The organism is Arthrobacter sp. Soil782 (assembly GCF_001428435.1).
GTDB classification, from domain to species: Bacteria; Actinomycetota; Actinomycetes; order Actinomycetales; family Micrococcaceae; genus Arthrobacter_D; species Arthrobacter_D parietis.
The window spans coordinates 1,276,921-1,296,501 of the sequence record NZ_LMSO01000001.1 but is presented as its reverse complement, the minus strand read 5'-3'; the positions used below and the strand labels follow the sequence as shown (position 1 = coordinate 1,296,501).

Below are 19,581 nucleotides of genomic sequence, written 5' to 3'. Positions count from 1 at the left end.
GGCCGGTTGGTTTTTTCTGAAAGTACTGGCGTCAGGCGTGGGTGAGCGCTGCGGATGCTGGGCGGATACCCGCCGCGTCGATGAGCGCGCCGAGGTCAACAAGGTCAGCCTCCGTCAGGTTCTGTAGCGGCGGTCGGACCCCGCCGACATCGCGGCCGACTACCTTCAGCCCGCCCTTGACGATCGAGACACCGTAACCGCGCACCCGGTCACGGATGTCGAGGTAGGGCAACACGAAGCGCTGCAGCTTCTCGGTGACCGCCGCATGGTCCTGCTTCCGCACATCTCCGTAGAACTCGAGTGCGAACTCCGGAACGAAGTTGTACAGCGCCGAGGAGTAGGTGCTCATGCCCAGCTGCAGCAGCGGAAGGGCGAAGGTTTCCGCTGTAGGCAGGCCGCCGAGGTAGAAGAGCCGGTCGCCGTTCTTGGCGTACACCTTGGTGAGGTGCTCGATATCGCCGATGGCGTCCTTGAACCCAATGAAGTTTGGGTGGCGCTCCGCGAGGCGGGCAACGGTGTCTGCCGAGTAGATGGCGTTGGCGCGGTTGTAGACAATGACGCCGATGTTCGTGGCGGAGCAGACGGCGCTGACGTGGGCCAGGAGCCCCTCCTGGTCGCACTCGGTCAGGTATGGCGGGAGCAGCAGGAGGCCCTCGGCGCCGGCAGCCTCGGCGTCCTGCGCGTTTTGAATCGCCTGGGCCATGGAACCACCGGCGGAAGCGAGGACGGGCACCTTGTTGCCCACCTCGTCGACGGCAGCGCGGATGACCTGAGCCGCTTCGGCGGGCGTCAAGCTGAAACCCTCACCGGTGCCGCCGGCTGCGAAGAGACCTGCGACGCCGAAACTCGCCTGCCAGGACAGGTGCTGCCGGTAGGCGTTCTCATCCACGGCCAGCTCGGGCGTGAAGGCGGTTACCGGGAAGGACAGCAGGCCGTCCTTCAGCTTTTGGGCAAGTTCCTGGGGCTCGTACTGGGCCACGATGCATCTTCCTTAGGGCAGATCGCCGTGAACGGCGAGGGGTGGTGCTTCCTTGATGGATTACTTCAACCGTAGGAAATCGGGTGATGCCTGTCCAAGCCCACTTTTGAATGGACTGATGCCCTGCGGGTATCAAAAGGACCTACAGGTCCTTGGTCCGGATGACCTCAAGGAGCCTGCCGAGGGCAGGGTTACGCAGCTCCCTGCTCCAAATGGCATAAAGCTCGACGGCGTCCGGTTCAATATCCGCCAGGCGCAGGTAGGAGACACCCTCTACCCCCAAGAGGCTTGTCGACTCCGGGACGAAGGCCACTCCCCGCCCGGCAGCAACCAGCGCCACCATCGTGAGGACCTGGCTCACCGTATGAACTACATTGCCGTGCTCCACCGGAATGGTGCGGACCACCAGGTCGTAGAAGTACCGGGCCTTGGTCGGCGAATGCATGATCAGCGGGACGCCCTTGAGGTCCGCCACCGTCAACAAGCGGTTCAGCTGGTCAAGCTCGTGCCCGGACGGGACTGCCAGCAGGAGATCCTCGGTGAACATCAGATGCGATTCGAAGAGATCAGCGTCGAAAGCCGGCCGGGCGAGGCCAAGGTCCAGGTCGCCGTCGATGAGCGCTGCCAGCTGCTCGCCGGTGACGAGCTCCTGAAGCTCCACATCGACGTCGGGCAGTTCCGTTGCGATCTCCGTCAGCAGCGGCCCAAGGAGGCTGAAACCGGAAGCGGCGGTGAACCCGACCCGCAGTTGACCGGATTTGCCTGCCGCAATGCGCTGCGCCGTCCGCGGCGCCCTCTCGGCGGCGACGACGAGCTTCCTGGCTTCCACCAGGAAGGCGCGGCCGGCAGCAGTGAGCGACACTTTCCGGTTGTCGCGCAACAGCAGCTCGACGCCGACACTGCGCTCCAGTTTCTGGATCTGGCGGCTCAGCGGGGGCTGGGTCATATTGAGCCGTTCGGCTGCCCGGCCGAAGTGCAGCTCTTCGGCGACGATGACAAAACTGTGTGCCTGATCAAGAGTGAACATGATGCCTTCCGGGTATCACTTCATGCATATGTTGGCTTGGACATGCATCATAACCGCTCCGTACAGTCTTCTCAGGGCCGAGCCGTGAGTGCCATCACACCTTTGCTCCAGGCCTGTAGCCGAACAACGCCGTTCCTGAATGAGGAGTACCAACACGTGAAAGCATCATCTACCCGCCGCACCCTGATCACAACCACTGCCGCTGCCGGTGTTCTCGCCCTGTCAGCCTGCGGCGGTAACGTGGCCGGGGGCAGCGCCGAATCCGGCGAAGCGTTCCCCAGCGGCCCCGTAACGATCACTGTTGGCCAGGATGCCGGTGGTTCGACCGATCGCATCGCACGCGCCGTTGCCGAGGGGATGGCGGAAGACCTCGGCGTTGCCGTGCCCGTGGTTAATAAGGCTGGAGCCAACGGCGCGCTGGCCACCAAGGAAGTTGCCGCCATGGAGGCGGATGGACAGAATCTCATCCTCCTCAACGCCTCCCTCATCACCATCACGCCGCTCGCTGTCGGCGAGGACGAGGCAGTGAACCTGGACAATCTGGACGTCATCGCAGGTCTTTCCCAGGACGATTACGTATTGGTAGCCAGCCCGGAGTCCGGGTTTGAGACCCTCGCAGATATACAGGAAAGCACCGAAGAACTGAACTTCGGCACCACCGGCGTCGGCACCGGCTCCCAGCTGGCCCAGGCGGTTCTTTTTGCCCAGGCCGAGATTGACGGAACCGCAGTACCGTTCGATTCAGGCTCGCCGGCCCTGACCGCTGTCATGGGTGACCAGGTCGACGTCGCCACAATCCAGCTTGGTGAAGCTCTCCCCCAGATTGAAGCCGGCACCGTCACGCCGATCGTTACCTTCGCTGAAGAGCGCCCCGAGTTCCTTCCCGACACCCCGACCGCCATCGAAGAAGGCTATGAGGTTCCCGTGTCGCAGTACCGCGCACTGGCTGCGCCCAAGGGTCTTCCCGAGGACGTGAAAGAGCGACTCATCGAGTCCGTGCAGTCGGTCCGTGACTCCGAGACCTACCAGGAGTTCAACCAGCAGAACATCCTGACCCCGTGGGAAGTAACCGGTGAAGAGGTTGTCGAGGAGTGGAACGCCCTCGCAGAGCAGTACAAGGCACTGGTTGAGGAGTACGACATCTCGCTTTCCGGCGAGTAAGAGCCAGTTTCCTGTCCCAGCCGAGACCATCAGCTGAAATGAGCACCACCATGAAGCGGAATCACGACTTCGAAGCCGAAAGCACAGGCACCGATGTCCCTGGCGTTCCAGATCTGACGCCGGAGGGACTCGCCGCCGAATGGGCGGCAGATTCTCCACCGCCGTCGGGCTCCACGGCCAACCTTGCCGCCTCACTCGTGGCGGCCGGCCTCGGCGTCGCAGGCATGGTCATTGCTGTTGGTCTCGGCCTGGGCACACCGGGCGAGCCGCGCCCCGGGACGTGGCCGTTCATTATCAGTCTCATCATCGCCGTCCTCGCCCTCGCGCAACTGGTTGTCGGCCGGCGCGGGGGTGTGGACGGCGAAAGATTCTCCCCGCTGTCCCGCATGGCAGCCTTCGGCTTCGTCACGCTGTTGGCCATGGTGTGGCTGATGCCGGTCATCGGCTTCGAGATTCCGGCCCTGCTGCTGTGCTTCGTCTGGATGAAGTTCCTCGGCGGAGAGACCTGGCGTTCAGCCACTCTCTATTCAGTGCTCGTTGTTGCCGCTTTCTATGCCATCTTCATCCTGGGTCTGGGGACGTCCATCCCCCACCTGTTCTAAGACCTGACGGACCAAAGGACCCACCATGGATTTCTTCGACCCGGTTCTGAACGGCTTCGGCGTAGTGCTGGACCCGCAGAACCTCCTCTACTGCCTGATGGGCGTCGTCATCGGCATGCTCATCGGCGTGCTGCCGGGCCTCGGCCCCGCAGCAACCATCGCAATCCTGCTGCCCCTGACCTACGGCATTGACCCGGTCACCGCAATCATCATGCTCGCCGGCATCTTCTACGGCGCCCAATACGGCGGAACTATCACCTCCGTCCTCCTGCGGCTTCCCGGCGAGGCGAGCTCCGTGGTGACCGTGTTTGACGGTTACGTCCTCGCCAAGCAGGGCAAAGCCGGAACCGCCCTGGGCATCGCGGCCATCGGTTCATTCATCGGCGGGACGGTCGCCATTATCGGCCTCACCTTCCTGGCGCCGCTCGTAGCCAGCTTCGCGCTCGACTTCGGCCCGCCGGAATACACGGCGCTCGCGCTTGTCGGCATCCTGCTGGTTGCAACCATCAGCGGTGGAACCAAGATCAAGGCACTCATCGCCGCCGCAGTCGGCCTGCTACTGGCGACCGTCGGCCGCGACGTCTTCACCGGCGCCGAACGGTTTACCTTCGGTAACCTGAGCCTCGCAGACGGCATCGACTTCGTACCCATTGCGATGGGTCTGTTCGGAATCGGCGAGATCCTCTACAACCTTGAGGAGCGCCACCGGGCGGTCAGCGCACCGGCGAAGGTTGCCAACGTGTGGCCCTCCCGCGCGGACCTGCGCAAATCCTCCGGCGCTATCGGCCGCGGCTCCGTCCTGGGCTTCTTCCTCGGCATCCTTCCCGGCGGAGGGGCAACGATCTCCTCCATGGTGTCCTACGCGGTGGAGAAGAAGCGGGCCAAGGACCCCTCCCGCTTCGGCAAAGGTGCCGTCGAGGGCGTAGCCGGACCGGAGACCGCCAACAACGCGGCTGCGACGAGCTCCTTTATCCCGCTGCTCACGCTTGGCATCCCAGCCAACGCCACGATGGCCATCATCTTCGGTGCGCTGCTGATTCACGGCATCACCCCCGGGCCGCAGCTGATCTCCGAAGACCCGGAGCTGTTTTGGGGCGTGGTGAACTCCATGTACATCGGGAACATCCTGCTCCTGATCCTGTCCATCCCGCTGGTGGGGTTGTTCGTGAAGATCCTGCGGGTTCGGGCCGCCATCCTCGCCCCCATCACGGCGCTGATCACCATCCTCGGCGCGTACACCATCCGTAATTCAATGTTCGATGTGCTGCTCGTGGTGCTCTTCGGGGCGCTCGGCTATCTGATGAAGAAGTTCGGCTTCGAGCCCGGGCCGCTGGTTCTGGCGTTCGTACTCGGTGAGCTCCTCGAGTCGAACCTCCGCCGCTCGCTGCTGGTACTCGAAGGCGACGTCTCGGGCTTCCTCACCCGCCCCATCTCGGCCACCCTGCTGGTGATCTTCGTCCTGGTAGCAGTAGGCCCCATGATCAAGTCCGCCCTGGCCCGCCGCCAGCACGACACCACCCGCGTCAACGCAGATTCCTAATCGCACACTTCTAGGAGAACCCATGAGCATCATGGTCGGCTACGTGCCCACACCCGTCGGCGAAGCGGCCGTCGCTGCAGCGATCACCGAGGCGAAGCTCCGCGGCGAGGAGCTGCTGATCGTCAACTCCGTGCGCGAGGGCTCCCGCGTGGACAAGTCGGTTGCCAGTGACGAAGACCTTTCGCGGCTGCAAAAATCAGCCGCCGACGCCGGCATCACCGCACGCGTTCTTCGCCCCTCCCACAGGGATGACCTCGCGGACGAAATCCTCGAGCTCGCGGTCGAACACGACGTCTCGCTGATCGTGATCGGCCTTCGCCAGCGCACGCAGGTGGGCAAGTTCATCATGGGCTCACACGCGCAGCGCATCCTCCTGCAGGCGGACCGCCCGGTACTCGCGGTGAAGCCGGACGGCCGGGACTAGTTAGCCGAGAAGGTTCAGCTCGCGAAGCTTCGCCTCAACGTCAGGGTTGGTCGGTTCGACCTGATGCGCGCCGTCCGGGTACACCACTACCGGAATGTTGGTCCTGCCGGAGATGCTCTTGGCTTCTTCAGCGGCATCCGGCGTTTCAACGAGGTTGATGTACTCGTAGCTGATGCCGAGTTCGTCCAGCTGCCGCTTGGTGCGGATGCAGTCACGGCACCAGTCGGCCCCGTACATCCGGATGGTTTCTGGGTTTGTGCTCATGCGTCCATCGTACGGCGAGCTAGGAACCGGGCTCCCCGCCCAAGCGGGACCGCGAGTTCGCGAGGTGCAGCCGCATGGCAGCGGCGGCGGTCAGTGGATCCCCCGCAGCTATCGCGTTGCGCACCGCACGATGCTCCGCGGCGACGCGCTGCAACCGCTCTGACTGGCCGCCGTCGTCGGCTGGTTCAAGACGCTCAGGCGGCATCGCAATCATGGCTGGCCCCAGCGACAGCAGCGCGTCAACGAAGTAGAAGTTTCCGCTGGCCTCGGCCACAGCCCGGTGGAAGGCGAAGTCGCAGGAGACCGCCGTTGCCGCGTGGTTGCCGGCTGCGTCGAATGCCTCGAGGGCGCTATCGAGCGCGGCAATCATCGCAGGCGTGGCGTTACCGGCCGCGAGCGCAGCCGCCTCACTCTCCACCCCCGCGCGAAATGACAGCAGCGCGCGCCGCTCCGCCAGGGTCCGGGGCCGGCGCATGCCGCCCGTCGAGTCTTCGTCCGGGGACGGCGGGGTCAGCGCGAAACTGCCGCTCCCCCGCCGGGTGTACACAAGCCCCTCGGCCTGGAGGCGCGATACGGCCTCCCGCACCACTGTGCGGCTGACGCCGAACTCGCCGATGAGCGCGCTTTCGCTCGGCAGCTTCTCGCCGGAAGGGATGGTGCCATCCACAATCCGACGGCGGAGGCTGTCGACGAGCGAGACTGCCAGCGTTTGCTTCATGCGCTTAATGCTGACACGACGTCACGTCTGACACGGCCAGGGCCGCTGCCTGCCACAGCCAGCCTGATCAGCGCCGGCCAAACTCGACGCTGTCCGTGGTCCACGCCCGCGCCTGGTCGCTGAAGGTCACGCCCAGCCCCGGGCGGTCGGGGACGATCATGCGGCCTTCACGGGTCTCAAGCCGTTCGTTGAACAGCGGGTCCAGCCAGTCGAAGTGCTCAACCCACGGCTCGCGCGGATACGCAGCGGCGAGATGCAGGTGAATTTCCATGGCGAAATGCGGCGCAAGGTCCAGCCCCGCCTGGTCCGCCAGGGTGGCGAGCCTGAGGAACTGGGTAATGCCGCCGACGCGCGGGGCGTCAGGCTGGATGATGTCGCAGGCGCGGGTGGCAATCAGCCGCTCATGCTCGGCGACGGAGGCGAGCATCTCGCCCGTGGCGATGGGGGTATCAAGTGCCAGTGCCAGCGCGGCGTGCCCCTCGGCGTCGTACGCGTCCAGGGGTTCTTCAATCCAGACCAGATCAAACTGCTCAAGCTTGCGCCCCATGCGCAGGGCGGTGGCGCGGTCCCACTGCTGATTCGCGTCCACCATGAGCGGCACGTCCGGGCCAATGTGCTCGCGAACCGCCGCGACGCGGCGCAGATCCTCCGCGGAATCCGGCAGACCAACCTTGATTTTGATGCCGCCGATACCCTCGGCGAGTGACTGCGAGGCACGCTCCTTCACCTCGTCAATCGACGCGTTGAGGAAGCCTCCGGAGGTGTTGTAGGTGCGCACCGAGTCCCGGTAGGAGCCGAGCAGCTTGGCCAGCGGGAGTCCGGCGCGCTTCGCCTTCAGGTCATACAGCGCGATGTCCAGTGCAGCGAGCGCCTGGGTGGCAACACCGGAGCGGCCCACCGAGGCGCCTGCCCAGAGCAACTTGTTATACAGCTTGGCGATGTCGTTGGGATCCTCACCGATCAGTATCTCGGCGACCTCCCTCGCGTGTGCATACTGCGCCGGGCCGCCTGCCCGCTTCGAGTAGGAGAAGCCGAGCCCGGACACCCCCTGCTCCGTGAGGATCTCCGCGAGGAGGAAGACCACTTCGGTCATGGGCTTCTGCCTGCCGGTGAAAACCTTGGCGTCGGAGATCGGTGTGGCCAGCGGCAGCGTGACGGTGGAGAGTTGAACGTGGCGGATCGCATCGGGCGTGTAAGTCATCGCGGAAGCCTTCTAAAGAGCGGATCGGATAACTTATAGTACAACTACATAACTTGTCCTACAAGCTAGTGACCCTCGACGATCTCCTCATTCCGCGCGAACCGGCGGTTACGGAGCACCGGCAGGAATTCACGCACCTCTTCGATGCGCTTCCGGTTCACCTCGGCCGTCACCACACCCTGCTCCTCGTCGTTCAGGAAAACCTGCGGAACGCCCATCGGATCGAGGATGGCCGAGTGCCCGATCGTGTGTGAGGACGACGTCCCCGCCGCCGCAATCCACACCGTATTCTCGATGGCCCTCGCGCGCAGCAACGTCTCCCAGTGCTCAATCTTGTGGTCCCCCTTGAACCAAGCGGCAGGCACCAGCACGACGTCGGCACCGCGGTCAGCCAGTGCCCTCGCCTGCTCCGGGAAACGGAGGTCGTAGCAGGTCATCAGCCCCACATTGAGGCTACCGACAGGCACCACGGTGACACCGCCGTCGCCCGGTTTGATGCGCTGCGACTCGGAGTAGCTGAAGGCGTCATAGAGGTGCAGTTTGCGGTAGGTATCCACAATCCGCCCGGTGGCGTCGATGAGCACCAGCGTGTTGTAGGGGCGTTCCTCGCCGCTGGACTCATACCCGCCGGCGACGACGGCGATCTTCAGTTCCGCCGCGAGGAATGAGAGCTGCTGCACGAAGACGGACCAGCCTGCGTCCACAGCCGCAGCGAGCGCACCTTCAACTTTCCCGATCGAGAACATGGATTCCTCGGGGAAGACAATCAGCTCCGACCCATCCTCCACAGCCTGGCCCGCGAGCTCGCGCATGGTCGCAACGTTCGCGGAGACGTCCCCGCCCGGCCTGAATTGTCCAACACTGATCTTCATCGCGGACCTCTCGGATAGGAAGTGGGGCTGCTTCAAGGGTACCGAAGAGTAGCGTGGCGCTATGGGTATCACGAGAGATCAGCCGGGGCCGGGCCAGGAATCGGTGTGGGACTACCCGCGCCCGCCCCGCGTCGAGAGCTATCCGGGCGTCGTCGTCCTCGAATTCGGCGGTCAGGAGATCGCGCGGACTCAGCGCGCCATGCGCGTTCTGGAAACGAGCCATCCGCCCGTCTTCTATGTGCCGCAGGCTGATTTCGCTCCGGGTACCCTACACCGGGTGGAGGGAACCACCTGGTGTGAATTCAAGGGAGCGGCCACCTATTACGACGTCGTTGCCGGCTCAGAGCGCGCGGAACGGTCCGCCTGGACGTACCTTGAACCCACGGCCGGCTTTGAGCAGCTGTCCGGAACCGTAGCCGTGTATCCGGGCCGGATGGACCGTTGCCTCGTTGACAATGAGGTGGTCCAGGCTCAGCCCGGCGACTTCTACGGCGGCTGGATCACCTCGAAGGTGGTGGGTCCCTTCAAGGGCCCGCCGGGTACCTGGGGCTGGTAGCCCTCAGAACTGCGGGTGCCACAGCTCCGTTGAGTTGCCGTGCACTGCAAGCGCCGTTCGCCACCGGTCAAAGACGGAGCAGGGGTGGGAAATGCCGAGATCAACGGTGTCGCCCACCTGAAGGGACCCGGCGCTGTCCACCACCGCATGGTGGTCAAACAACCGAACGACGACGCCCGTTGGCTCAGGCAGCGCCTCGCCGTCCCGGTGGTGGGCCACCAGGGTGGGCAGGCCGGCGTCGTACGCCAGCTCCCGCTTCCCCGCACCCACGATTGCCCGCCCCTCTTCCGGCACGGAAAGTACGACGGCGCGCACCACCGCTGCGGCCCGCAGGTCCGGCAACGGGGAAACATCCGCGTAGGTGCCGTGGTCATGAATGACGTAGCAGCCGGAACGGAGCACGCTCAATGCTCCTTCCGGAAGGAATTGTGCAGCACGGTCCTGAAAGGCCGACCCGCCGACCGAGAAGAGCGGCCGCTCGACCTCGAACTGGCTCCGCAACGCATCGAAGACTTCCATCGCCGTCCGGCAGTGCGCGTCGATCACCGCGAGGTTCTCGGGGGTCCTTACATTCGGCGCAATTCCCTCGTAGGCGCTGACGCCCGCGAGGCGGAGACCGCGGGCATCCTTCACCGCTGCGGCGAGACGGGGAGCCTCCGCAGGATGTCGGATGCCGGTGCGCCCGCCCGGAATACCGACGTCGAGCAGCACGAACAGCTGCCGGTCAGTGTCCTCGAATCCGCGCGCGAGTGCTGAGACGGCAGCCGAAGAGTCAGCCAGGCAGTACACCTCGACGGACGGATTGATCTCCAGCAGCCGGCGCAGTTCGCGGACCAGCGGAGGAAACACCACTTCGTTGGCAATCAGGATCCGCCGGGCACCCCAGCCCACGGCATGGGCTGCCTGCGCCGTCGTCGCGACTGTTACTCCCCACGAACCCGGAAGCTGACGCTGGACTATTTCGCGGGTCATCGTTGTTTTGATATGCGGAGCCAGCACCATGGAGTGTTCCACCGCCCACTGCTCCTTGAGCTCAATGTTGGCATCAATGGCATCAACATCAAGCAGCAGCTGCGGGAGGCTGGTCAAATGCAGGTCGGCGCTGAGGTTCGGCATCTTGCGCATCCTACCGTCCAGCGTCCGTCCAGCCGACGCCGAGTCGACACACATTCCCGATTGTTAGAGTTTTACGTCGGTCATCAATATGAGGAGAGTCCGTGAAGAAGAAGTTGCTCTTGAGCGTTGTCCTGGCGGGCTCGCTCGCCTTCGCAACTGGCTGCGCCGGTAACACCGAGGCAGAGCCTGCACCGAGTGAAAGTGCAGCAAGCACACCGGCTGAAGCCCCTACCCCCGATCTTGAAGGGGTTCCGGACGTCGTCGCAACCGTCAATGGCATCGAGGTCACCAAGGAAGAATTCACCACTTCCTATGAGGGTGCCTTCACGCAAATGTCCATGCAGTCCCAGGTGACCGGGCAGGAAGTCGACCAGGAACAGCTGAAGACACAGACACTCGATAACCTCATCGGCAACAAGCTTCTCATCCAGGAGGCTGACGCCCGTGGGATCGAAGCCAGCGAGGAAGCCATCACAGCGACAACTGATGAGCTGGTTGCATCGAACCAGTTCACGTCCGCTGACGAGCTGTTCGCGGCGCTTGAAGAGAAGCAGGGCATTCCCAAGGAGGAAGCCACCGAGCAAATCAAGCAGCAGGTCCGAATCGATGCGCTGCTCGCCGAGGAAGGCGCTGGCGCCGCGCCTACCGAGGAGGAGCTGAAGGCTCTGTATGAAGAGGCGAAGGCCTCCGGAGCCGCCGCCCAGGGTGCGGAGATCCCGCCGTATGAGGAAGTGAAGTCGCAGCTTGAGCAGCAGGCCAAGCAGCAGAAAACGTCGGAAGTCGCGCTTGCACTGGTAGAGAAGCTGCGTGAAAAGGCCGACGTCGTCAGTAATCTTTGAGCCAACCCGGACAATAAGAACGGCCAGGTCCCCGCAACGGGAACCTGGCCGCTCTTATGAGGAAAGCTAGCCGCCGATCAGATCATTGATCACGATCGTCTGGTCGCGGTCCGGGCCAACGCCGATCGCCGAGAACCGGGCACCGGACATCTTCTCGAGCGCCCGCACGTAGGCCTGGGCGTTCTCCGGCAGGTCCTCAATGGTGCGTGCGCCGGTAATGTCCTCGGTCCAGCCGGCAAAGTACTCGAAGATCGGCTTGGCGTGGTGGAACTCGGTCTGCGTCATGGGCATTTCATCGTGGCGGACGCCGTCCACGTCATAGGCCACGCACACCGGAATCTGCTCGATACCGGTGAGGACATCGAGCTTGGTCACGAAGTAGTCTGTGAAGCCGTTGACGCGCGCGGCGTGGCGTGCCAGCACGGCGTCATACCAGCCGCAGCGGCGCGGCCGGCCGGTGTTCACGCCGAACTCACCGCCGGTCTTCTGCAGGTAGATGCCCATGTCATCGAACAGTTCGGTGGGAAACGGCCCCGCGCCTACCCGTGTGGTGTACGCCTTGATGATGCCAACGGCGCGGCTGATCCGGGTGGGTCCGATGCCGGAGCCCACCGACGCTCCACCCGCGGTCGGGTTCGACGACGTCACGAACGGGTAGGTGCCGTGGTCCACGTCGAGGAACGTGGCCTGGCCGCCCTCCATGAGGACCACCTTGCCGGCGTCGAGCGCTTCGTTGAGCACATACGTCGAATCGATGACCAGCGGGCGCAGCCGGTCGGCGAAGGACACGAAGTACTGGACGATCTCCTCGACCTCGACGTCCCGCCGGTTGTACACCTTGAGCAGCAGTTCGTTCTTCTGCTTGAGCGATCCCTCAACCTTCTGGCGGAGGATGGACTCGTCGAAGACGTCCTGTACGCGGATGCCAAGGCGCGCGACCTTGTCCATGTAGGCCGGTCCGATGCCGCGGCCGGTGGTTCCAATGGCGCGCTTGCCGAGGAAGCGTTCAGTGACCTTGTCGAGGACCTGGTGGTACGGAGCAACGAGGTGTGCGTTGGCGGAAACGCGCAGCTTCGAGGTGTCAGCGCCGCGTGCCTCCAGCCCGTCGATCTCCTGGAACAGAGCCTCGAGGTTGATGACGCAGCCGTTGCCGATGATCGGAATGGCGTTGGGGCTGAGAATACCGGCGGGAAGGAGCTTGAGCTCGTACTTCTCTCCGCCGACGACGACGGTGTGCCCGGCGTTGTTGCCGCCGTTTGGCTTCACTACGTAGTCCACGCGCCCGCCGAGCAGGTCTGTGGCCTTGCCTTTGCCTTCATCGCCCCACTGGGCTCCGACGATCACGATTGCTGGCATGGGATCCTCCCCCATTGTTTGGCGGCAACAAGTGCGCGCCGCGTGCCGCGCGAAAAGGTGCCGCCGTGCATGAGAATGCCCCAAGACTTGTAAGAAGTCCGGGGCTCTTACCACCCAAGTTTAGCGGACAACATAACGGGGGACGCTAGAGAAGGTCTGAGCTGTTGATGAACCCGACAACCATCGCCGTCCACCAGCAGGTTTGCGAAATTGCGAGGCAGATCAGCAGATGAACCCGCATCCCGCCGGGGACGTCGCCAAACCGGGTCCCTGCCGGCATGGAGTTCAGCCGTCGCATGCACGGTATGAGGAGGATCCCGTTGAGCATCAACACCAGCACCGCGGAGACCTTGATGATGGTCAGGGGATTTTCCATGGCCGGGTTGATCAGGGCGCCGGTGACCAGCAAGCCTGCGAGCCCACCCCAGATGATGGGCATGGCCGCGGACTCTATCCGGCTGGTTTCAACCAGTTTCCGCCGGGAGATCAGCCAGAGGAACCCGACCCAGTCGACCAGCAGGACAGCACCGAATGCCGCGACCAGGGAAATGGTATGCACAATGAGGGCAACCTTCGCGACCCACGGATCAACCTCGAGCAGAGCGCCGATCGTCACGGACAGAATCCAGGCTGCCGTGGCGCCGACTGCAAAGAGTGCAATGCGCGGAGGTGAATAGGAGGTTCGCAGGGAAACGCGGGGTAGGGCGGAATCCATGATGTTCAGCTTCTCTGGGTGCCACGCTGGTCGCGGCGGACGTGAGGGAACGGGTGTTTCCGACTCCTTTCACGTCGGCCCCCAACAGTGAACTGAGGACTGCATTTTACGCCTGACACGACTCCCGCAACAAGGACAATTGCCTCTGCCAACTGTCGGGCGCCACTGGTGCCGGAAGCGCCGTGCGGGGTAGCGTTCGCCCATGTCGGATTCCCAGGCCCAAGCCCGCTGCGGCATCTCCGGTTGGCGGTACGCACCCTGGCGCAAGTCCTTCTACCCGGCCGGCCTTCCGCAGCGCCTCGAACTTGAGTACGCGGCGTCCCAGCTCGACACCATCGAGATCAACGGGACCTTCTACTCGCTCCAGCATCGCGACAGCTTCCTCCGCTGGCGGGACACCGTGCCGGACGGCTTCCGGTTCTCCGTCAAGGGCCCGCGCTACATCACGCACATGCTCGGACTACGGAATGCCGAGACCGCGCTGGCCAACTTCTTCGCCTCCGGAGTGCTTGCCCTTGGCGAGAAACTCGGGCCCGTTCTCTGGCAGCTGCCAGCTACCCGCCGCTTCGATCCGGAACTCCTGGATACTTTCTTCTCTCAACTACCCAGAACGACGACGGCGGCGGCCTCCCTCGCCCGCGGCCACGATGAGCGGCTCAAGGACCGGGACTGGGTCACAACTGACGCGGACCGGCCCATTCACCATGTGCTCGAGCCTCGGCATGAGAGTTTCGACACCGCAGAATGCTACGAGATTCTGCGGCGTCACGGCGTCGGGCTGGTGGTGGCGGACTCGGCAGACAAGTGGCCGCAGTTCCGGGAGGTGACCGGCGACGTCGTCTATGTCCGGCTGCACGGCAGCACCGAGCTCTACACCAGCGGATACACGGATACAGAACTGGACGAATGGGCGACGCTTTGTGAGGGCTGGCTGTCCGGGCGTGCCTGCCCGGACGGGCGCGGTCGCGACGCCTACGTATATTTCGACAACGATGTGAAGGTCCACGCCCCGTTCAACGCAATCGGGCTCGCTCAGCGATTGCGCGGGTGCGAAGCCCAGAACGACGACGGCGCTGCGCCCTCGTAAGGCCCGGAGTGGTTGCATCAGCTCCGGGAATCCGCCCACATATGTCGCGAAGCCGCTGCCATGGAAGACTGCTGGCATGGAGGCACCAGCGCGTGACCACGACCTCGTCCTTTTCGGTGCGACCGGCTTCGTCGGTGAACTGATCGCCCGCTATCTTGCGGACCACGCTCCGCCGGACCTGCGCGTGGGACTCGCCGGGAGGTCGAGAGGAAAACTCGAGGCCGTACGGTCCAAGCTGCCCGTCGCCGCACACGGTTGGGCGCTCATCGAGGCCGATTCGGATCATCCTGACTCGCTCGCTGCGCTGGCCGCGGGCACCAGGGTGCTCTTCACCACGGTCGGTCCCTACGCGAAGTACGGACTGCCCGTCGTCAAAGCGTGCGCCCGCGCCGGCACCCACTACGGGGACCTGACGGGCGAGGTGTCCTTCATCCGTGAAGCCATCGACCGTTGCGACGCCATGGCAAGGACTACCGGCGCACGGATCGTCCATGCGTGCGGCTATGACTCTGTCCCGTCGGACCTCGCAGCGCTCCTCCTGCACCGCGCCGCGGAGACCGACGGCGCGGTCGGACTGACCGAGGTGCAGCTCGTGGCCAGGGCGAAGGGTGGCTTCAGCGGCGGCACCATCGAGTCGATGCGCGGGCAGCTCGACGGCGTGCGTTCGGATCCTGCGCTGCGTTTCCTCGCGGGCGATCCCTACTCCCTCAGTCCGGACCGGACGGCGGACCCCGCAACCCCGCAACCGAAAGACCTGGCGTGGGTCGGCCGTGCGGAGGACGGCCTGTGGACCGCGCCCTTCATCATGGCGTCAGTGAACACGCGGATAGTGCGTCGCAGTAATGCCCTGCAGGGTTGGGCCTACGGCCGGTCCCTGCGGTACGGCGAGGTGATGGGTACGGGGCGGGGCCCCGCCGGCGCCGTTCTTGCCGGAGCGACGGCGTTCGGCCTGCGGGCGTTCGGAGCCGCCCTGGCCCTACCTTTCACGAGGAAACTACTGGACCGCGTCCTTCCATCCCCCGGCGCAGGCCCGAGCGAGGCCGCGCGGCGCTCAGGCTGGTTCCGTTCCCAGGTGACGGCTTCCACCCAGAGCGGCCGGCGATACCGGGCCATCGCAGCTGGGCCCGGCGACCCGGGATACGCGGCGACCGCCGTGATGGCCGGGGAGGCAGCGCTCTCACTTGCCCTCGACGGCGACCGCCTGCCGCCCGCTGCAGGATCGCTGACCCCGGCGACCGCCCTCGGCGACGTCCTGGTGGAGAGACTGCGCGCGGCAGGCCATACCTACGAGGTCATTCCCCTCACCTGACGAAAAGCGCTTAGGCTGGGATGATCAGCACGCTTATCATCCCAGCCTACTGCTCGGCTGCTGCTGGGATCGCTAGTTGGATTGCCCTGGAGGTACGTTGAACGAGCAAGTGCAGATTGAGATGACGTCCACGGCTTTGTTTGAGGCGGAGTTGACTGTTGAGGATCTATGGATCCGTTACTACGGGCTTGGAGGCGGCGTCTCAGCGTTCGAGGTGCAGTGCTACCTGACGGGCCTACTGTCATTGCCGTCTTTGGAACGGAATCTTCTGGCCGAAGCCGCTAATGAACTGCTTGAGGCGACAACGGTGCAGACCCGTGTGCCGCTTCATTCCGAGAACGATGCCGACTTCACCGACAGGGACCCGCTGCGGGGGCTCGGCGCGGCAGGGGCCTTCCTGTTCAGCGCCGTCGAGCAGGAGAATGAACGCTTGGCTGCATTGGACCGGACCCGCTTACTGGACTCCGTCCCCGAGGCCCGGTTTGATCGGTACACGCAACAGGCGAAGGAGCACTTCCAGGTCAGCTCGTCAATCATCGCTTTGCTCGATGACCGGCGCTTGTTTCTCAAATCGGTGCTTGGGCCGATTGAGCAGAATCTGCCGCGGGAGATCACTTTCTGCAATACGACGGTCCGGAGCGCGGGCCCGCTCATTATCAACGATGCACTCGAGGACGAACGGTTCCGGGAGAACCCACTCGTGCTCGGCGAGCCATTCATCCGCTTCTACGCCGGTTACCCCTTACGGGGGCCCGGTGGATGGACCGTGGGCACACTGTGCGTCATCGATCAGAAACCACGCGACTTTTCCGTCGAAGACGATCAGTTCCTCAAGGACCTGGCCCGCCTCGTCCAGGAAGAAATTCTCAACCGTTGATGCCGGGCGCGAGCTTTCGTGGGCTCAGGGCGCGAGTCGGTTAAGTGAAGTGGGTCTGGACGGGCGCGGACTGCGCTGAACGGATGCCGTGTTCTGCGATCGCTTTCCTGTACTCGGCGAAGCGTGACCGATCTACTGTCTCGCAGCGATAACCGCCGCATGTTGAGTGGGTGCTACGCACACATAATCCAGGTGAAACACATCAGGATTACGGGACGGTTATGATTCTGACTGCCACGAGATTTCGCATCTTGGGCTGGGGTCCAGAAGCAGGCCCGAAAGTGCTGATCGATAGGCGATTACTTTGAGTTCCAAACTCGGCCCCTCCGACCCATTCCCCGAAGACCTCAGTGAGCTCGAGCTCACTGAGGTGGAGATCCTCAACAGCAAGGTGCACCGCGAGCTTGACCTTGAATACGTTCGTGACGGCATGCCGTCGTTCGAGACGGAAATCCGCAAGGAAGAACTCACAGATGAACTTGACCGCCGCGATGCTCAACTGGACGAACAGGACGCGCCCCTGATCCGGCTTGTCCAGGGTTGAGCATTTCTTGTGTGAAACCACGGCATAATACTCAGGTGAAATAGGGACACCATCAGTAGGCTTACCTATCAACAGCCCGCAAGTGAGGTGGCCGGGCTGGCACAAAGGGAAGTTGGGAACCAGTGGAAATCAACTCATGGCCGATCGGGCGGCTGCTCAACACTGCAGCCCGGATGAACGAACGCTACGAGAATGAGCGGCTGAAAGCCCATGGGATCACCCACTCCGGCCTGACTCTATTGCGGGTCCTCTCCGATCAATCGGCGGTTGCCCAGGCCCGCCTGGCCGCCGTGCTGCATATCCAGCCCCAGACCGTGGGCAAGACCGTGGAGCGGCTGGAGCTGCGAGGCTTTGTGCACCGCGTGCGCGACCAAGAGGACCGCCGCGTCCTCCTGGTCGAGCTCACTGCTATCGGCCGGCAACTCCTGTCGACTCTGGAGGCAGAAGAGGAAGAATTCGATCGGTCCACCGGGCTGGCGAATCAGAACCTCCGTGCCGCGTTGGAGAACGTCATAGTTTCTCTTCGTCCTGCGGTCTCCAACGCCGATCAGCAGCAGGCCGGCTTGGCGGATTCGCAGCTGATTTCTCTTTCAGCTTCGGTTCGCGGCGACCGCCAGAGCGCCTGAAACCGGGGAATTTCAACGCTTTGACCGCAGGTTAAAGTGGTCTAGCGCACCACCACCCGACGGGCACCTCAGCGATCAGGAAGAGGACGCGCTCTACCGTTACTTCGCCTCTCGGGTGGGAAACCGGCGTGGAGCAAACGTATAGCGCGCTATCAGGGAATACGAAGAGATCTTGCATACTGCTGTCAGCAATCTCTCGGGTCCTAGCCATGCCTTTTCGCTAGCGTTGAAGGCGTAACGCTTCAATGACAGGGAATGAAAATATGGCAGGTCTGAGCAGGATTCGTATTGGTATGGCCGTACTTGATCGGACCGGCGCTCTCATCGGTGTCGTGAAAGCCCTAGAGCTTGCTGAGGGCGTGAAACCATCACCGGATCTAGTACTTGATGGAGTGCAGGCCCGAAGAATACTGGCAGCAGGAGTGCGCGGCAATGCCGGCACACATACGCCCTATTTCAAAGGGCGGCTGGTAATCGAAACCAACGACGGTCATGACATTGCAGAATCGTTGGACTCGATCCACCGAGTCGCGGACACTGCCGTCCATCTTGCAGTGATGCGGCGTGTCGAGGAATCCGGCGAGGGCTCACTCGAAGGTGTGTGAGACGACGCAGCTATCCAAGCAACATTTCCGTCAGTCCGCGTGGCCCGCCCGGGCGCCCTCCAGCCGGATCCTGACGGTTGCCAGTATCCGCTGCAGGGCCATGGCAACAGTGGCACCGGCGCTCATCGACGCCGGACCCCCGGAACGATGCTCATCAAGTCCAGCGTGGAGCCGTTCAATACTGCGTTCTGCATGATTGATGGGTTCTTGTGGGTCTGCCTGCCCGTCCCAGGCGTCCAGTACGTCAGCCACCGCGAGAATCGCTTCGCTGAGTGGTTCACACAGGGTTGCCGGCAGTTCCACCGGGAACGGCTTTCCCCACACCGCCCCGGCGAGTACCTCGGTTAGGTCTCGGATATGGAACGTGACGTTCTCAAGGGCAGCCAAGTCCTCATAATCTGCTTCCAGGTTCCGCTTATGGATTTTTGCCCGCGGGTTGCCCTTCCTGCTGTCATCGGCGAGGTGTATGGTCTCTCGTACCTCGGCGGCCGCTGCAGCCAAGGCATCATTCTGGCTGGCCCAGTCCTCGCGGGTGGGAGGCCAACTCTCCGTCAGCGCGGTACCGACGTCGTTGAGGTGGCGCGAGAGGCTCCGACGGAAGCGTGATGCCTTCTGTACAGCAGAATCGAATGTCAGGGGCGGAAGAACCAGGAGGTTGACCAGGAGCCCTACGGCTATGCCCACGATCATCTGCACAAGGTAGCCGATCGCGTACCCGCTTGCGTCCTGGCCGCCCACAATCAGGACGAATAGTGCCGCGATGGGCAAGTATTCCTGGCCCGGGGCTCCAAGCCAGCGCATGCTGCCAATCAACACACCGACGGCGACCACAAGCGAGATAGTCAGGAAGTTTGGCGCACCGACAACCAGCACGATCGCGGCGAGGAGAATACCGATGGCGAGCCCCGCGAGGATCTGCAGACCGTATTTCGCCGACCCTTTGAGCGTTGAATGCATGCTGAGCAACGCGCCGAGCGGGGCGTAGTAGGGGTATTCATCCACGACTCCGGGCATCAGCGGCGCAACCACCCAGGCTATACCTACGGCTAGGGCAGCCTTGCAGGCGAGTAGCAGCCTCGAGCGTGTGACGGAGGGCTTCAGCCAGCCCAGCCTGTTCAATAGCGTGCGTTGCGTGTCCTGTGGCAAAAATTCCTATCTTGGAG

22 protein-coding genes are annotated in these 19,581 nt (G+C 63.5%); 12 read left to right on the top strand and 10 right to left on the bottom strand.

Annotation, left to right across the window (positions count from 1 at the left end; genetic code table 11):
* Positions 1-31 precede the first annotated feature (31 nt).
* Positions 32-979, bottom strand: a complete 948-nt coding sequence (gene kdgD, locus ASH00_RS06255) for a 5-dehydro-4-deoxyglucarate dehydratase (protein WP_056546008.1) — start codon at positions 977-979, stop codon at positions 32-34.
* Positions 980-1,121: 142 nt separating this feature from the next.
* Complete coding sequence (locus tag ASH00_RS06250; RefSeq protein ID WP_056546006.1) at positions 1,122-2,006, bottom strand: LysR family transcriptional regulator; 885 nt, start codon at positions 2,004-2,006, stop codon at positions 1,122-1,124.
* A 156-nt stretch (positions 2,007-2,162) separates the two neighbouring features.
* On the opposite strand from ASH00_RS06250, the gene ASH00_RS06245 reads away from it, so the two are divergent.
* Genes ASH00_RS06245 through ASH00_RS06230 form a run of 4 tightly spaced genes read left to right on the top strand, consistent with a single transcriptional unit; the run spans position 2,163 to position 5,733 of the window.
* Positions 2,163-3,167, top strand: a complete 1,005-nt coding sequence (locus tag ASH00_RS06245; protein WP_056546004.1) for a Bug family tripartite tricarboxylate transporter substrate binding protein — start codon at positions 2,163-2,165, stop codon at positions 3,165-3,167.
* A 38-nt stretch (positions 3,168-3,205) separates the two neighbouring features.
* Complete coding sequence (locus ASH00_RS06240) at positions 3,206-3,769, top strand: tripartite tricarboxylate transporter TctB family protein (RefSeq protein WP_235563171.1); 564 nt, start codon at positions 3,206-3,208, stop codon at positions 3,767-3,769.
* A 25-nt stretch (positions 3,770-3,794) separates the two neighbouring features.
* The gene (locus tag ASH00_RS06235; RefSeq protein WP_056546000.1) at positions 3,795-5,309 is read left to right on the top strand and encodes a tripartite tricarboxylate transporter permease; all 1,515 of its coding nucleotides are present in this window, start codon (positions 3,795-3,797) and stop codon (positions 5,307-5,309) included.
* A gap of 22 nt (positions 5,310-5,331) precedes the next feature.
* Positions 5,332-5,733 (top strand): universal stress protein, encoded by a 402-nt coding sequence (locus ASH00_RS06230; RefSeq protein ID WP_056545999.1) that lies wholly within the window; start codon positions 5,332-5,334, stop codon positions 5,731-5,733.
* Here ASH00_RS06230 and ASH00_RS06225 read toward each other — a convergent pair whose 3' ends face one another.
* The 4 genes from ASH00_RS06225 to ASH00_RS06210 all read right to left on the bottom strand — a co-directional run bounded on the left by ASH00_RS06225 (position 5,734) and on the right by ASH00_RS06210 (position 8,788).
* Positions 5,734-5,997, bottom strand: coding sequence for a glutaredoxin family protein (locus ASH00_RS06225; RefSeq protein WP_056545997.1), 264 nt, complete (start codon positions 5,995-5,997; stop codon positions 5,734-5,736).
* Between the two features lie 19 nt (positions 5,998-6,016).
* Positions 6,017-6,715, bottom strand: coding sequence for a FadR/GntR family transcriptional regulator (locus tag ASH00_RS06220; RefSeq protein ID WP_056545995.1), 699 nt, complete (start codon positions 6,713-6,715; stop codon positions 6,017-6,019).
* Between the two features lie 67 nt (positions 6,716-6,782).
* Complete coding sequence (locus tag ASH00_RS06215) at positions 6,783-7,916, bottom strand: L-talarate/galactarate dehydratase (protein ID WP_056545993.1); 1,134 nt, start codon at positions 7,914-7,916, stop codon at positions 6,783-6,785.
* Between the two features lie 65 nt (positions 7,917-7,981).
* A complete protein-coding gene (locus tag ASH00_RS06210; protein WP_056545991.1) occupies positions 7,982-8,788 on the bottom strand; it encodes a carbon-nitrogen hydrolase family protein in 807 nt (268 codons plus the stop codon).
* Between the two features lie 61 nt (positions 8,789-8,849).
* Here ASH00_RS06210 and ASH00_RS06205 point away from each other — a divergent pair, with 61 nt between their 5' ends.
* Entirely contained in the window at positions 8,850-9,344 is a 495-nt protein-coding gene (locus ASH00_RS06205) for a DUF427 domain-containing protein (protein ID WP_056545989.1), read from the top strand.
* 3 nt (positions 9,345-9,347) lie between these two features.
* Here the strand turns inward: ASH00_RS06205 and ASH00_RS06200 are convergent, their stop codons facing one another.
* On the bottom strand, positions 9,348-10,460 hold the full coding sequence (locus ASH00_RS06200) for an alanine racemase (RefSeq protein ID WP_162252843.1): 1,113 nt from the start codon (positions 10,458-10,460) through the stop codon (positions 9,348-9,350).
* 101 nt (positions 10,461-10,561) lie between these two features.
* On the opposite strand from ASH00_RS06200, the gene ASH00_RS06195 reads away from it, so the two are divergent.
* Entirely contained in the window at positions 10,562-11,299 is a 738-nt protein-coding gene (locus tag ASH00_RS06195) for a SurA N-terminal domain-containing protein (protein WP_056545985.1), read from the top strand.
* A 66-nt stretch (positions 11,300-11,365) separates the two neighbouring features.
* Here the strand turns inward: ASH00_RS06195 and ASH00_RS06190 are convergent, their stop codons facing one another.
* Together ASH00_RS06190 and ASH00_RS06185 are read right to left on the bottom strand one after the other, a co-directional pair.
* A complete protein-coding gene (locus ASH00_RS06190) occupies positions 11,366-12,655 on the bottom strand; it encodes an adenylosuccinate synthase (protein ID WP_056545983.1) in 1,290 nt (429 codons plus the stop codon).
* Between the two features lie 145 nt (positions 12,656-12,800).
* Entirely contained in the window at positions 12,801-13,370 is a 570-nt protein-coding gene (locus ASH00_RS06185; protein ID WP_056545982.1) for a hypothetical protein, read from the bottom strand.
* Between the two features lie 202 nt (positions 13,371-13,572).
* Between ASH00_RS06185 and ASH00_RS06180 the strand changes: the two genes are divergently transcribed.
* The 6 genes from ASH00_RS06180 (at position 13,573) to ASH00_RS06155 (ending at position 18,418) form a co-directional block, all read left to right on the top strand.
* Complete coding sequence (locus ASH00_RS06180; protein WP_056545980.1) at positions 13,573-14,457, top strand: DUF72 domain-containing protein; 885 nt, start codon at positions 13,573-13,575, stop codon at positions 14,455-14,457.
* Positions 14,458-14,533: 76 nt separating this feature from the next.
* Positions 14,534-15,766: a saccharopine dehydrogenase family protein gene (locus ASH00_RS06175; protein WP_056545978.1), complete on the top strand. Its 1,233-nt coding sequence runs from the start codon at positions 14,534-14,536 to the stop codon at positions 15,764-15,766.
* A 97-nt stretch (positions 15,767-15,863) separates the two neighbouring features.
* Positions 15,864-16,643, top strand: coding sequence for a GAF domain-containing protein (locus tag ASH00_RS06170; protein WP_157359014.1), 780 nt, complete (start codon positions 15,864-15,866; stop codon positions 16,641-16,643).
* Between the two features lie 304 nt (positions 16,644-16,947).
* Positions 16,948-17,187 (top strand): hypothetical protein, encoded by a 240-nt coding sequence (locus tag ASH00_RS06165; protein ID WP_056545975.1) that lies wholly within the window; start codon positions 16,948-16,950, stop codon positions 17,185-17,187.
* A gap of 122 nt (positions 17,188-17,309) precedes the next feature.
* Positions 17,310-17,813 (top strand): MarR family winged helix-turn-helix transcriptional regulator, encoded by a 504-nt coding sequence (locus ASH00_RS06160; protein ID WP_056545974.1) that lies wholly within the window; start codon positions 17,310-17,312, stop codon positions 17,811-17,813.
* Positions 17,814-18,106: 293 nt separating this feature from the next.
* Complete coding sequence (locus tag ASH00_RS06155; RefSeq protein WP_056545971.1) at positions 18,107-18,418, top strand: hypothetical protein; 312 nt, start codon at positions 18,107-18,109, stop codon at positions 18,416-18,418.
* 30 nt (positions 18,419-18,448) lie between these two features.
* Here the strand turns inward: ASH00_RS06155 and ASH00_RS06150 are convergent, their stop codons facing one another.
* Entirely contained in the window at positions 18,449-19,537 is a 1,089-nt protein-coding gene (locus tag ASH00_RS06150; RefSeq protein WP_082565909.1) for an FUSC family protein, read from the bottom strand.
* Positions 19,538-19,581 lie beyond the last annotated feature (44 nt).

Excerpts from the sequence above, each read along its gene's own strand:
- ASH00_RS06205 (WP_056545989.1), top strand. The coding sequence starts at position 8,850 with ATGGGTATCACGAGAGATCAGCCGGGGCCGGGCCAGGAATCGGTGTGG.
- ASH00_RS06235 (WP_056546000.1), top strand. The coding sequence starts at position 3,795 with ATGGATTTCTTCGACCCGGTTCTGAACGGCTTCGGCGTAGTGCTGGAC.
- ASH00_RS06200 (WP_162252843.1), bottom strand. The coding sequence starts at position 10,460 with ATGCCGAACCTCAGCGCCGACCTGCATTTGACCAGCCTCCCGCAGCTG.
- ASH00_RS06210 (WP_056545991.1), bottom strand. The coding sequence starts at position 8,788 with ATGAAGATCAGTGTTGGACAATTCAGGCCGGGCGGGGACGTCTCCGCG.
- ASH00_RS06215 (WP_056545993.1), bottom strand. The coding sequence starts at position 7,916 with ATGACTTACACGCCCGATGCGATCCGCCACGTTCAACTCTCCACCGTC.
- ASH00_RS06230 (WP_056545999.1), top strand. The coding sequence starts at position 5,332 with ATGAGCATCATGGTCGGCTACGTGCCCACACCCGTCGGCGAAGCGGCC.
- ASH00_RS06220 (WP_056545995.1), bottom strand. The coding sequence starts at position 6,715 with ATGAAGCAAACGCTGGCAGTCTCGCTCGTCGACAGCCTCCGCCGTCGG.
- ASH00_RS06225 (WP_056545997.1), bottom strand. The coding sequence starts at position 5,997 with ATGAGCACAAACCCAGAAACCATCCGGATGTACGGGGCCGACTGGTGC.
- ASH00_RS06155 (WP_056545971.1), top strand. The coding sequence starts at position 18,107 with ATGGCCGTACTTGATCGGACCGGCGCTCTCATCGGTGTCGTGAAAGCC.
- ASH00_RS06180 (WP_056545980.1), top strand. The coding sequence starts at position 13,573 with ATGTCGGATTCCCAGGCCCAAGCCCGCTGCGGCATCTCCGGTTGGCGG.
- ASH00_RS06185 (WP_056545982.1), bottom strand. The coding sequence starts at position 13,370 with ATGGATTCCGCCCTACCCCGCGTTTCCCTGCGAACCTCCTATTCACCT.
- ASH00_RS06250 (WP_056546006.1), bottom strand. The coding sequence starts at position 2,006 with ATGTTCACTCTTGATCAGGCACACAGTTTTGTCATCGTCGCCGAAGAG.
- ASH00_RS06190 (WP_056545983.1), bottom strand. The coding sequence starts at position 12,655 with ATGCCAGCAATCGTGATCGTCGGAGCCCAGTGGGGCGATGAAGGCAAA.
- ASH00_RS06175 (WP_056545978.1), top strand. The coding sequence starts at position 14,534 with ATGGAGGCACCAGCGCGTGACCACGACCTCGTCCTTTTCGGTGCGACC.
- ASH00_RS06240 (WP_235563171.1), top strand. The coding sequence starts at position 3,206 with ATGAGCACCACCATGAAGCGGAATCACGACTTCGAAGCCGAAAGCACA.